This is a genomic window from Lysinibacillus xylanilyticus, assembly GCF_001708185.1.
GTDB lineage: Bacteria > Bacillota > Bacilli > Bacillales_A > Planococcaceae > Lysinibacillus > Lysinibacillus xylanilyticus_A.
In genome coordinates this window covers 79143-92934 of sequence record NZ_MDDN01000002.1, presented here as the reverse complement: position 1 = coordinate 92934, position 13792 = coordinate 79143, and the positions used below count along the sequence as shown (strand labels likewise).

The window sequence follows — 13792 nt, the reverse complement described above, 5'->3', positions numbered from 1 at the left end:
TACTTACTATACGGGTAAGTGGTACATGAGGTTTCATATTGAAAAGGGAAAATAAAAGGCTGACCGATCATGTGAAGATTTCACTTTCGGACAGCCTTTCATTTTATTATTTGATGATAGCTTCTCCTGCAAGAGCACGTTTTTCCTGCTCTGGATCGAATTCTTTTTCCATTTTTGAAACGACAACCGTTGCGACACCATTACCAATTAAGTTTGTAACGGCGCGAGCCTCTGACATAAATCGGTCGACACCAATTAAAAGTGCGATTCCCTCTACTGGAATCATAGGGAATGCCGCTAGTGTTGCCGCGAGTGTAATAAAGCCTGAGCCTGTAACACCTGCAGCTCCTTTGGATGTCAGCATTAGAATAGCAAGTAATGTAATTTGATGCCAAATATCTAAATCAACCCCATAAGCTTGTGCGATAAACATAGCTGCCATGGATAAGTAAATAGACGTACCATCTAAGTTGAAGGAGTATCCTGTAGGGACTACAAGACCAACCACCTGTTTAGAGCAACCATAGTTTTCTAATTTGCGCATCATCGAAGGGAGTGCAGATTCTGATGATGATGTCCCGATCACAATAAAAATTTCATCTTTCATATATTTAATGAACTTAAAGATATTGAACCCAAAGTAACGCGTAATTAGGCCAAGGATGACTGCGATAAAAATAAACATTGTAACATAAACGGATAGCATTAAAAATCCTAAGTTTCCAAGTGATTTAAGACCGAAATTTCCGATTGTGTAGCTCATTGCACCAAATGCACCAATCGGGGAAACCTTCATGACCATATTAACAATTTTAAAGAATATATCCGCTACTTGTTCGAAAAATGTAATAACTGGTTTAGCTGGTTCACCAATAGCAGCAGCCGCTATCCCAAATAACACAGCTGAGAATAAAACAGGTAATAACTCTCCGTTGGCAAGTGCTCCGACAACATTTTCAGGAATGATATTCATAATAAATGCGCCAAAACCATGCTCTGTTTGAGCAGCAGCCTGTGTATATTGAGAAACATCTGCACCGTTTGCAGCCTCTGTATTAAAGCCTTTACCTGGCTGTACAATATTGACAACGATTAAGCCAATCGCTAGTGCGAAAGTAGAGACGATTTCAAAATAAAGTAATGCCTTCCCGCCAATTTTACCAACTTTTTTTACATCGCCCATGCTACCAATGCCAATAACAACCGTTAAGAAGATGATAGGAGCTATTAACATTTTAATTAATTTAATAAAAATATCAGCTAATATTTTTAACTTCGCCCCGAACTCAGGGAACAAAGCACCGACAATGATACCTAGTACAATAGCAATCAGTACTTGTACAGTTAAGTTTTTAAAATTTATACGCATAAAGTTCTCCCCTTACACTATTAATGAAAATTTTGTGAACGCTTTCATGACGTTATCATAGCTGAAATTTTCCGAAAATAGTTTTTATGACCGTAATGTTTCTATTGTTCATTTTGGTCATTTTTAGTGGAAGGGTGATTAAACGTAGTGATAGCAAGGGCTTAAGCTGTTTTATAGTAATTTTGTGATTTTAAAATCTATTATAATACAAAAAAAAATCCCCATGTAATGTGAGGATTTATCATAAATGAACAAAAATACGGCTCATCACCAAAAATGGTGGATGACATTTTTAAAGACGTATGCTTTGTATATAAGTTGATTGGAGTGAAGGCTGGATGCCCCCTGGAAAGCGCCCAGTCAGAACGGATCAATCACACGTTATGGTGATGATCCCAAAATACTTACGGGGAAACAATTTCTTCAATTTCCGATAAAACATCATTATTTTGTACATTGTTTCTATAAAAGTCATAGACAGGTGCTAGCTTTTCTTTAAAACGTTGGCGTTCCTGATCACTCATCGTATAAATTTCAAAGTTATCTTGTTGCGCTAGTTTTTGCAAATCTTTTTCATTCATTTGTACAGCTTGCTCAAACTGCCAGTCTGTTGTTTCTTTCATAGCGGCCATAATTTGCTTTTGAATTTTAGGAGGTAAGGAATTCCAAAAATTCTCGTTAATTAAAACAGCGTATCCTAAAATCCCATGCTTTGTTAATGTCATATGCTTCTGTACTTTGTAAAAACCTTTAGAATAAATATTTGATGCAGTATTTTCCTGCGCATCAATGGCGTGCGATTCTAAGTCAGTAAAAACCTCGCTAAAGGAAATCGGGATGGGTGTTGCTCCAACAGCCTCGAATTGCTTTTCAAGCGTTTTACTTGGCATTGTCCGAACACGCAAGTTTTTCAAATCCTCGAATGTATGAATAGGGTGATCGACAGAGGTTAAATGTTTAAAGCCATTATGCCAAAAGCCCAGCCCCTTTATTTTAAAAGGATCAAGCTCACTTAACAATTGTTCACCAATCGATCCAGTAAGAACCTCATGAACTTCATCATCCGTATTAAAAAGGTAAGGTAGATCAAGAACCTGCCAATTTGGTAGATAGGATGTCATCTTTGAAAATGTAGGGATAATCATTTCTACTTCTCCATTTTGCAAAGCCTGAAACTCATTTTCATCATTAAACAAGGAGGAGTTCGGGTAGACGTGTACCTTCACTTCGCCATTTGTTTTTTCCTCCACAAGCTCTGCGAATTTGCTTGCGGCCTGTCCTTTTGGCGTATTTTCAGCTACAACGTGACTTAAATGAATTGTGATTTGTGTGTCCAAGCCTTTTTGCTCATCATCATAGGGAAGTGGCTTTGCAAATAGTAAACCTTGTTGGACGCCTATTGCGATTGTTAACAGTAAAACAGTTACGATTGTTCCAATAATAAATTTTTTCATCTATTACACCCAATTAATTCGTATTTTCTGATGTTTTTGTTATTCTAACATATGGAGTACGCTAAAATATAGTAAGAGGGAGGCGAACATCTTGAAATTTCAAAAATTATCGATGAAGAGAAAAATCATGTCTTTGACTTTTTTTATTCTCATGCTCTCCTTTAGTATAGGTGGTACATTTTTGCTAGGGTTTGTCATGAATGAGCAGAAGGATAAGCTCGAAAATCAGGCTTTGCTTGTGGCAAAAACCGTATCACAGCTTCCTGAACTTAAAACCTACATTTCAAATAATAATGATTTTACCGAGGCTACTCAACACATTAATCCTATAGTGGAAGAAATACGTGATATAAATGGTGCACAGTATATTGTTGTACTTGATATGAATAGGCGCAAATACTCACATCCAAATACAAAAGAGATTGGTCAAGTTTCGCAGTCAGCAGATCTAAACGCGGCGTTTGCTGAGCATTATTATACATCCGTTGCACATGGCGAACATGGAGATATGGTACGAGCATTCGTCCCGGTCATGAGTAATGAAGGAAAGCAAATAGGTGTAGTAGTAGTAGGTTATAGTGTTTTAACTGTTGCGGAGTTACTACAATCTATTCAAACAGAACTCATTATTACAATTTTAATATCACTTCTCTTTAGTGCATGGGGTGCACATACTTTGGGGCTGCATATGAAAAAGCAAATGTTTGGTCTAGAGCCTCATGAAATTGCTAAAATGTATGTAGAACGAACAGAAACCTTTAACGCCATGCATGAAGGGATTATTGCGATCGATAACAAATTGACAATCACTATATTTAATGAAAAAGCATGTGAAATATTAGATGTTCACAAACAACCGTCAACATTAATAGGAAAGAAAATCTTTGACGTGTTACCTGATACACGATTACCAGAGATTTTGGAGTTAGATCAACCTATTTTCAATCGTGAGCTCTATATTAATGGACACAATATTATGAGTAATCGAATTCCTATACAAGTAAACGGAAAAACGGTTGGAGCTGTGGCAATGTTTAAGGATCGTACAGAAGTGAAAAAGCTTGCAGAGGAATTAACGGGTGTTAAGGCATTTGTACAGGCATTACGTGTTCAAACACATGAACATAAAAATAAATTGCATACTATTGCTGGTCTTTTACAGCTTGGACATCATGAACAAGCACTTTCTTATTTAACACAAGTAAAGGAAGAACATGATGAAATTACAAATTTTTTAAATGAACGGATTAAAAATGAAAATATTTCTGGGCTATTACTTAGTAAAATTTCCTATGCAAAAGAACAGGGAATTCGCTTGGAGATTGATCGGGAAAGTCGTTTGACAATTTTTCCGAAAAATTTAGATCATCATGATTTCGTCATTTTATTTGGTAACTTAATAGAAAATGCTTTCGATGCATTGAGGGATGTACAAATGGACGAAAAAATTATCCATGTCTCTGTTGATGAGGATGAGGATGTACTGGCAATCTTAGTAACAGATAATGGTATAGGTATGTCAGATGAAGTAAAGGCACATATTTTTGATAATGGCTATTCAACAAAAGAGAAAAAGGGTCGAGGTATTGGACTTTATTTAATAAATGAAATTGTGCAAAAAGGGCAAGGTGAAGTAGAGGTCATAAGTGAACCAAATAAGGGAACAAGCTTTTTAATAACTTTTTACCATACTTAATAGTCGTAGTTGATTTCAGGTGTGTTAATTAGGAAAAAATAGGTTTAGCGTAGCGGAGGATACGGCTCGAAGCTCGCCCACAGGAAAGCGAGTAGCCTGTAGCGGAAAACAGCTCTTCGAATTAATTCGAATGGTTTAAAACGGTTAATCGACACACCTGAGTTGATTTTGAAGTAGAAGCGAGAAATTCTATAGGAACAGTGTGACGCGCTCCTTTAGTTTGCTTCCTTAGGTGAAATTTTACACATATAGAGATAGAACAGAGTGTATGGAGGACTGACAGTGACACAGATGAGGGTTTTATTAATAGAGGATGATCCAATGGTGCGAGAGGTTAATCGCCAATTTATTGAAAAGATAGCTGGATTCGAAGTAATTGGACAAGCCTCAAATGGAGTTGAGGGGATTGCGCAAATTCACAAACTTAAACCAGAACTAGTATTTATGGATATTTTCATGCCGGAGCAGGATGGAGTGACAAGCTTACGAAAAATTCGTGAACTCAAATTACCTGTAGATGTCATTACGGTAACTGCTGCTAATGATATGGAAACGGTAAAACAGGTCCTGCATCTTGGCGTCTTTGATTATATTATGAAGCCTTTTTCATTTGAACGAGTGCAAGGAACACTTGAAAATTATTTGCGCTTTAAAAAGCAAATGCAAACAGAGCGTGAGCTAACGCAAGGGGAGCTTGATCAGTTATTCCATTATCATGGTGGGCATAATGAGGTTCAGCAATCGAATGTCTTACGGTCAGAAAAAAGTTTACCTAAGGGCTTTAATCGTGCAACACTTGAGAAAGTTGTGCATTATTTGCAATCAGTAGAAGGAGCATCGGCGGAAGAAGTTGCGAGTGGTGTTGGTATTGCGCGCGTAACAGCAAGGCGATACTTAGATTATTTAGAGAAACAAGAGGAAATTACGATGGATGTGCATTATGGTGGTATTGGCCGTCCAGTCAATTATTATTTTAGCAAATAACGAAAAATCCTGATTGTCAAATAGGCAATCAGGATTTTTTTATGTTAGTAAGGCATAATTTTTTCGACAGGCTTTGGTGTTTTAATTTTAGGTAAAATTTTATCTAATGTAACGGTACGTTTAATAATATGTGTTGATTCATCATTCTCATCAAATTGCTCGAGGAATGAAATAACCTCTTTTACAATAGGCGTTGGTGTGGAAGCACCTGCAGTGACAGCAACGGAATTAATTCCTTTTAACCATTCAATTTTCAGCTCGGAAACGTCTGCGATTCGATAGGATGGTGTCCCTGCTATTTCAACAGACACTTGCGTTAAACGATTCGAGTTATTGGATTTAGGGTCACCAACAACAATAAGTAATTCGGCTTCCCCAGCTTGCTGAGCAACTGCCTCTTGACGTACCTGAGTTGCCAAACAAATCTCTTTATGCACTTCAATATGTGGGAATTTCTCTTTTAAACTATCCATTAAATGAGCGACATCCCATTGACTCATCGTCGTTTGATTCGTTACTAGTAATTTATCATTTGTTAAATTTAATGTGTCAATATCAGTAGATGATTGCACTAAATGCACGTGATCTGGTGCAACCCCAATTGCTCCCTCTGGCTCGGGATGGCCTTTTTTACCGATATAAATAATATCATAGCCATCTGCTGATTTTTCACGAATTAAATCGTGTGTAACTGTAACGTCAGGACATGTAGCATCAATGGATACTAAGCCTTTGCGCTTCGCAATTTCACGAATTTCAGGTGAAACACCATGCGCTGTGAAAATAACAGTGCCAGTTTCAACTTGTTGAATAATTTCTAAACGATTATCTCCATCTAATGTGATGATACCATCCTCTTCAAAGGCATCTGTGACATGTTTATTATGCACAATCATACCTAAAATGTAGATAGGTCTTGGTAATGATTTATCGAGTGCGGCGTTTCGAGCGATGACCATCGCATCAACAACACCGTAGCAATAGCCACGTGGATTAATTTTTAATACTTGCATGGTTGTGACTCCTTTCAAGCTTACCTATCTACATTATAACGGACAGAGACGGTGAATACAAAGAAACGTTCATTTACATAGGTGGCTGAAAAATACGCGGCTTGGATGGAAGTGGGTCAGGAGGGGTAAATGATGCATTTTGCCGTGACGCACTTCGACTTTTAGTAGAACCTGTTTCATTACTTGCCGCAGCATCCGTTGCTCCAGCCCCTGCTTTAGTTCCTAGAGAAGGTAGACCTTGAAATCCTTTATACAATTTTAAAAGTGATGGGAGATTTTTTACCATCGGCATTGCTTGCTGAATGTAAGGTGTATATGTTTTAGCAGTGTTGAATATGTTATTCGCATTTTGTAAAAATGAACCGATTTTTGAAGCATCCTGCACTGGTGGCATTGGCATTTGTCCTCCGAATGTACCTATTCCACTAGACATTGGAAAGCCACCTGGAATTCGTGGTTGGTTTGGGAAGCCTCCAGGCGTGAAAAAGGACTGCGGTGACATTGGTGTTGGCATTTGCATAGGCATTTGCATTTGCATGGGCATCGGCATTTGCATGGGCATCCTCATGCCACCAGGATACATTGGAAACTGATAAGGTGGTCTAAATACCATAACGATCTCCTTTCTTTAACATTGATGACATACCTGATTATAAATATGATATGCAGTGGGGGATGTTAGCGTTCGACATACACAATAAATAACTAGGGCAATATTGCATGAACCCTCTAAAAACCACAGAATTTTACTTATTAAATATGTAGTGTCAATCAATAGGGGAAATTTTTACTCTTAGCTAGTACGTTTTTAAATACTTGAGCTTTCTGAAGCATACAAAAAAAGTGAGGTAGTCTCCAAAGAAGTTAACAATTTGGAACTACCTCACTGTATTATTTTTGAGTAAAATCTTTCAATTTAGAAGGAGGTGCACAAGTGTTAGTAGAACAACTCTTCTGTAATGAGCATGCGGCGCATTTACCTTTCTTCTGCTTCTTAATGCTCTTATATAAGGTAATACCAGCATAGCCAAAGATAATACTACCGATCAAGATATTAACCAATAAAGTCATTCTTAGCACCTCACATCAATAAATTCCCAATACCATAAATGATAAGAGCAATAATATAAGCAACAACAAATGGATAAAGTGTTGCAAATAAAGTCCATTTTACAGACTGTGTCTCCCTTTTTATTGCACCTACTGTTGCTAAACAAGGCATATAAAGTAAAACAAAGGCCAAGAATGTATAGGCACTTAAAGCGGTAAAATGAGTTGTCATTGTAGAGGATAAGACACCCTCACTCACGCCATAAATAATCGCCATTGTCGAAACAATTACTTCTTTCGCCAGGAATCCAGCGATAAGGGATGCCCCAGCTTGCCACGTTCCAAAACCAAGCGGGATAAACAATACGCCAAAAGCGCCTCCGATCATGGCTAAGAAACTTTCGTCCATGTTGACATTAGCGCCATGTGGTCCTAGATAAGAAAGGAGCCAAATGATAACGGAACCAGCAAAGATAATAGTACCAGCTTTACGGAAAAATCCTTTTCCTTTTTCCCAAGTGGAACGCCAAAGTGTTTTAAGCTGTGGTACATGATAGGCTGGTAATTCAACAATAAAAACTGAAGTTTCATTTTTCAAAATCGTCATAGATAAAATTTTTGTTACAATAAGCGCAATCACGATTCCCATTATATATAAGGAGAATACTACTAAAGATTGATGTTCAGTAAAGAATGCTGCTCCAAACAAAGCATACACAGGTAACCTTGCTGAACAGCTCATAAACGGAGCTACTAGAATAGTTAATAGCCTCTCTCTTGGCTGTTCAATTGTTCTTGCAGCCATTACACCAGGAACATTACATCCGAAACTTACAATCATCGGAATAAAGGCTTTGCCGTTTAAGCCGAAAAATTCCATAAGACGATCCATGACAACAGCAATTCTCGCCATATAACCGGAATCTTCTAATAGTGAAATAAAGAAAAATAGAACAAAGATTTGCGGAATGAAAACTAAGACACCGCCAACACCTGCAATGATCCCATCACATATTAAATTAATAATAAAAGGGGCAGCACCAATAGCTTTTAAGCCATTTGTAACTGTCTCTGTAAGTGTTCCACTTACAAAGCCATCCAGTAAATCCGAAAGTGGGGTACCAATCCATGCAAATGTTGCTTGAAACATTAAAAACATAAGCGCTAAGAAAATCGGAACACCTAAAATTGGATGTGTTAGAATTTTATCAACTTTATCAGACAATTGTGTTTCACTTTTCTCTTGTATAATTACTTCGCTGTAGATGTTAGAAATGTATAAATCACGTTTTTTAGCAATAGCTTTATTTACTGGTTCACCAATTTTCATCTCTAAAGCATCTCGCATTGCAACTAGCTTTTCAAAGTATTCCTTTTCCTTCAAATAAGCGTCAACGGCTTCATTTCCTAATAAAAATTGAATCGTACACCATCTTCTTTGTTCTTCAGGAACATGCTGTAATAAGGCTTCAATTTTTGAGATGCCTTCTTCAATTAAGTCATCATAGGTTAATGTAAAACGTTGTTGAGTACGATCGGAGTCTTGGATAGCAGCATAAATGCCTTCGACACCTTTACCGGTACGAGCGCTTATTGGAATAACAGGTACTCCTAAAAAACGCTGTAATTTTTCGACATCAATTGAAATGCCTTTCTTTTTCGCTACGTCAATCATATTTAAACAGATAAAAACAGACTTCCTAAGTTCAAGTATATCTATTGTTAATTGCATATTTCGTTCGAAATTAGAGGCATCGATAATATTTAAAATTCCATCTACCTGATCTTCAAGTAAAAATGCAGTAACAACGCTTTCATCTCTTGAAATCGGGTTCAGCGTATAGACACCTGGTAGATCAATAATTTCCTTTTGAAGTTTTTTTACTTGTCCTACTTTTTTTTCAACGGTTACACCACTCCAATTGCCAACATATTCATATGAATTTGTCAACGTATTGAATAATGATGTTTTACCGATATTTGGGTTTCCTATTAAAGCTAATCTACTCATAATTGCTCAACCTTTATATTCATTAAATCTTTTTTTCTAAGCCCGATTTTCTGCCCCTGGCATTCCAATATACATGCTCCAGAAAACCATCCTTTTTGAATCATACAAATTCGGCAGCCTTCCTTAATGCCAAAAGCATTTAAACGTTTAGATAAAAGAGAGTCAATTTGCTGAAGATCTTTCACTTTAACTAGTTCACCCAATTGAACCGAATGAAGGTTCATAAAATCTACCTACTTCCTTGTGAGTGATAATCATTATCAAATAAATACTATAGTATAGTATCATTTTTTATCAACTCTATCAATAAAAAGCTTGCAGTTTAAAGTTTAGGAAAACTATAGCATATTAGGAAGTTGAAGCATGATCTGACCCTTATTCTTCGTCATGACAACGAAGCATTCTGTACCCAACGCGGACATGTGTCTGGATTAATTTTGGATTAGCTGGATTGTCCTCTATTTTCTTTCGAAGCGTGGCCATGAAAACTCTAAGACTTGGAACATCCGACTGAAGTACGTTGTGCCAAATTTCCTTTAAAATAAAGTTATGCGTTAAAACTTTACCGACATGCTTTGATAAAATAACCAATAGCTTATACTCAATAGGTGTCAAATGAACTTCTTTTTCATTCACAAACACCGTATTTGCCAAATAGTTTATTTGTAAATGACCATTGACAAAGACAGAGGGTTCATTTTCTAGCTGATGCTCATACGTCAATCTTCTTAAGGCTACTCGAATACGGGCTAATAGTTCTTCAACACTGAAAGGCTTTGTGACATAATCGTCCGCGCCAGCATCTAATGCATTGATTTTATCGTGTTCTTCTCCACGTGCACTAACAACGATAATCGGTGTTTGAGTCCAGCTTCTAATTTTCGTTATTAGCTCTACACCGTCTATGTCAGGTAGTCCTAAATCCAATATAAAAACATCTGGTTTCATGGCAAGAGCCTTTTGTAGTGCGCTGTTACCATCTCTTACAATTTCGAATTCATATTGTTGCGTAGCTAATGTCATTTTAATTAGATTGCCAATGGCTACGTCATCTTCTACTACTAGAATTCGTTTATTCATCGAATGTCATTTCTCCTTTTTGACGCATCACCATAACGTGAGGTTGATTTCCGTTCCGACTGGGCGCTTTGCCGCTGACGCTTCGCTTTCGCGCAGAGCAGAGCTTCCTGGGGGCGTCCGATGAGCCGCTTCACTCGCGTTGCTCGCTCCAGGGTCTCATCTGTGACGCTGATCCCCAAGGAGTCGCCCATTCTCCACTCCAATCAACTTATATACACGACATATTTTTAATAAATGTCATCCCTCACTTTTGGTAATGGACTTTTTTTCAGTGAAAAGTTAAAAATCGTTCCTTTAGGTTTATTGTCTGAAACAGTTATTTCACTGTCATGTAATTTTAAAATAGTTTGACAGAGCGCTAAGCCTAATCCTAGGCCTCTTCGACTATCGCTACGTTGTACTTTTCCGGTTGTAAATGGCTCGAAAAGATTGCATTTGATTGCATCATCGATACCAGGTCCATCATCAGAAATGCTAAATTGTGCTAAGCCATCAGCTTCTTTAACCATTATAGTAATAGCACTACCTGATGGTGTGTAAGTCAGTGCATTATCGATCATATTAATCAGTACTTGAATAATAAGTCGTGCATCCATTAAAGCGAATAAAAATTCTGGTTCAATATGATAGGATATTGTGTGTGTATTGTTTAGACGAACGACATGGGTTAATGCCTCTTGAATAATATCCTCTACAAGCTCTAATTGCATCTCTAAAGCAAGGTGTCCATCTTCTAACTTAGAAACGGCAAGTAAGTTTTCTACCATTTGTACAAGCCATTTAGAATTTTTATAAATATCCTCATATATTTTATTTTTTTCATCATCCCGAATTTGCGATGCGTTGGTCAGTAATATATCTGCATTTCCGGAAATAGCAGTAAGCGGTGTTCTTAAATCATGAGAGATTGCACGTAAAAGGTTAGCTCGCATCTGTTCCAGTTCGGCTTCTCTGGCCACTTCTTCATTGAGTTTCTGTAAATACCACTTATCAAGTGCGAATGAAAAATCATTGATAATGGCATGCAGAATATTACGCTCAAATGCAGGTAATAGTGATTGCTTTGACAGTGCAATGCCAATCACGCCCTTAACACTCCCGTTAGATATAACTGGTAAATAGTAGGCGTTCACTTCAGGAAATATATCAGTGGACACTCCTGCTACATGTTTATTATTTATGACCCAACTTACTACACCATGCTCATTTGGATTGTCAAAAAGGGATGCAATCTTATTATTTTCAAGGCTAGTCATGCCCTCTGCACGGAAAAAAGTAGTTTTCACAATTAAATTATTTTCAATTTCAAAGAATTGTACTGGTTTTTCTACTAACTTAACGATTTGTGACATGCCTTCAGTAATAATTTCTTCTATAGATTTGGCATGTTGAAGCCTACGATTTGTATCAAGGAGCACCTCCATTCGATAAGATTTACGAACTGCTACAATGGTTTGCTCCTTTATTTTTTTTGTTAAGCTACTTGTAATTACTCCTGAAAGAAACATGATCATAAAGGTCATCGGATAGTCGCGATGATAGGCTTCAAAAGAAAAACGTGGTTCTGTAAATAAATAATTAAACAGGAGTACTGCTATGGTGGAGCTAATGATGCTCATCATCCACCCTGATGACCAAATGGCAAGAATTAAAACGCCTAAAATATAGATCGTAATGATGTTCGATTCACTTACACCAATTGTGTAGAAAGAGAGCCCGACAATTGAAACTATGCCAAACACGATGACCATTTTAAATAAATCAAGCCATTCAAATGACAGCTTATTTTTTACATTAGGAAAGTAGAATTGTTCATTTTCTTGATCTGGCACTATGTGTATGGCTAAATTCGGTACAAATTCGTTGAGTCGATCGCTGATTTTTGAGCTTGGTCGCCACCATTTTTTTCTCATGCTCGTTCTACCGATGACTAATTTAGTGACGCCACTAATTTGTGCATAGTTGGCAAGGGCAGCGGCTACATCGTCTTCTTGAACTATTACGACATGCCCACCTAGCTGTTCAACAAGCTTTATATGCTGCTGAAGTCGTTCTGAATTTGCGTTATTTCGATCATGCTCCTGTACGTTTTGTACGTAAAGAGCTGTAAATTTGCCATGTAATGCTTGTGCAAGTCTTGCGGTAGTTCGAATAACTTTGGCATTCGTAGGAGAACTACTAATACCAACAAGTAAATGCTCTTCGATTTGTACATGATGTTTTGAAGATTCGTTGCTGTTTAACTGCTTATAGTTTATCGTATCTGCAGCTCTCCGTAGTGCAATTTCTCGCAGGGATACTAAATTTTGTTTGCGAAAAAAAGATTGCAGTGCTTTTTCTACTTGTTGTTTTACATAGATTTTGCCTTCTTGTAGGCGTTGGATTAACTCGTCTGGTTCAATATCGACAATCTTTATTTGTGCCGCTTGATCAATTAAATAATCTGGAATACGTTCTCGTACCTTAATGCCAGTTATTTCTTCTACTAAATCATGAAGACTTTCAATATGTTGAATATTTACAGTTGTATAGACATGAATACCCTTTGCAAGTAATTCCTCTACATCTCCAAAACGTTTCTTGTGCCGCATCGTTGGAACATTAGTGTGTGCCAATTCATCAATAAGGACAATTTCCGGCTTGCGCTGCAGTACCGCATCAATATCTAATTCCTGAAAAGTTTTCCCTTTGTAATTTATTTTTTTCGTAGGGATTTGCTCAAGCCCTTCGAGTAGAGCTAACGTCTCTGGACGAGGATGTGGCTCTACATAACCAATTACCACATCTTTACCTAGTTTTTTTGCCTGATGTGCTGCATCCAGCATGGCATAAGTTTTACCGACTCCAGCAGCATAACCAAGAAAAATTTTGAGCTTTCCTACGAGTTGTTCCTCTTGCTGAAGCCTCGCTAAAAACGTCTCTGGAGTTGGACGTGCATTTTCCATCCTCTTTCACCTCATTTGTATTATAGCGTTATCTGCCATTAAGAAAGTATTAAGATTTTCGCTCTTTATAGTTTCTTAATGGAAAAAGTGATTTCCTAACACTACATTAATTTGAAAGTCAGTATGATGAGAGCATCCTAATTGGAGGAGGGGTGTTTCGATTGATGGACTTTTATATGATTGGCTTACT

General features: G+C 37.3%; 12 protein-coding genes. 2 read left to right on the top strand and 10 right to left on the bottom strand.

Translation table 11 applies throughout. The features are described from left to right. Positions 1-106: 106 nt before the first annotated feature. The gene (locus tag BFJ97_RS05145) at positions 107-1369 is read right to left on the bottom strand and encodes a dicarboxylate/amino acid:cation symporter (RefSeq protein ID WP_068983588.1); all 1263 of its coding nucleotides are present in this window, start codon (positions 1367-1369) and stop codon (positions 107-109) included. A gap of 404 nt (positions 1370-1773) precedes the next feature. After that, on the bottom strand, positions 1774-2823 hold the full coding sequence (locus tag BFJ97_RS05140; protein WP_068983587.1) for a TRAP transporter substrate-binding protein: 1050 nt from the start codon (positions 2821-2823) through the stop codon (positions 1774-1776). Between the two features lie 112 nt (positions 2824-2935). On the opposite strand from BFJ97_RS05140, the gene BFJ97_RS05135 reads away from it, so the two are divergent. Both BFJ97_RS05135 and BFJ97_RS05130 read left to right on the top strand, forming a co-directional pair. Further along, on the top strand, positions 2936-4519 hold the full coding sequence (locus tag BFJ97_RS05135) for an ATP-binding protein (protein ID WP_068984059.1): 1584 nt from the start codon (positions 2936-2938) through the stop codon (positions 4517-4519). A gap of 282 nt (positions 4520-4801) precedes the next feature. Next, positions 4802-5503 carry a response regulator gene (locus BFJ97_RS05130; RefSeq protein WP_083226915.1) on the top strand — a complete coding sequence of 234 codons (702 nt, stop codon included), beginning with the start codon at positions 4802-4804 and terminating at the stop codon, positions 5501-5503. 44 nt (positions 5504-5547) lie between these two features. On the opposite strand, the gene BFJ97_RS05125 is transcribed toward BFJ97_RS05130, so the two are convergent. From BFJ97_RS05125 to BFJ97_RS05095, 8 genes are all read right to left on the bottom strand, one after another. Further along, the gene (locus BFJ97_RS05125; RefSeq protein WP_068983586.1) at positions 5548-6516 is read right to left on the bottom strand and encodes a 4-hydroxy-3-methylbut-2-enyl diphosphate reductase; all 969 of its coding nucleotides are present in this window, start codon (positions 6514-6516) and stop codon (positions 5548-5550) included. Between the two features lie 73 nt (positions 6517-6589). Further along, the gene (vrrA, locus tag BFJ97_RS05120; RefSeq protein ID WP_068983585.1) at positions 6590-7129 is read right to left on the bottom strand and encodes a VrrA/YqfQ family protein; all 540 of its coding nucleotides are present in this window, start codon (positions 7127-7129) and stop codon (positions 6590-6592) included. Positions 7130-7407: 278 nt separating this feature from the next. Then, positions 7408-7587 carry a FeoB-associated Cys-rich membrane protein gene (locus BFJ97_RS23435; RefSeq protein ID WP_083226914.1) on the bottom strand — a complete coding sequence of 60 codons (180 nt, stop codon included), beginning with the start codon at positions 7585-7587 and terminating at the stop codon, positions 7408-7410. Between the two features lie 10 nt (positions 7588-7597). Beyond that, positions 7598-9577, bottom strand: a complete 1980-nt coding sequence (gene feoB, locus BFJ97_RS05115) for a ferrous iron transport protein B (RefSeq protein WP_068983584.1) — start codon at positions 9575-9577, stop codon at positions 7598-7600. Continuing rightward, the gene (locus BFJ97_RS05110) at positions 9574-9801 is read right to left on the bottom strand and encodes a FeoA family protein (RefSeq protein WP_068983583.1); all 228 of its coding nucleotides are present in this window, start codon (positions 9799-9801) and stop codon (positions 9574-9576) included. Before BFJ97_RS05110 ends, feoB begins: the two co-directional genes overlap by 4 nt. Positions 9802-9952: 151 nt before the next feature. Then, entirely contained in the window at positions 9953-10657 is a 705-nt protein-coding gene (locus BFJ97_RS05105; RefSeq protein WP_068983582.1) for a response regulator transcription factor, read from the bottom strand. Further along, complete coding sequence (locus tag BFJ97_RS24525; protein WP_175401685.1) at positions 10654-10791, bottom strand: hypothetical protein; 138 nt, start codon at positions 10789-10791, stop codon at positions 10654-10656. The genes BFJ97_RS05105 and BFJ97_RS24525 overlap by 4 nt, the downstream gene beginning before the upstream one ends. Before the next feature lie 93 nt (positions 10792-10884). Next, positions 10885-13602, bottom strand: a complete 2718-nt coding sequence (locus BFJ97_RS05095; protein ID WP_068983580.1) for a sensor histidine kinase — start codon at positions 13600-13602, stop codon at positions 10885-10887. Between the last annotated feature and the right edge of the window lie 190 nt (positions 13603-13792).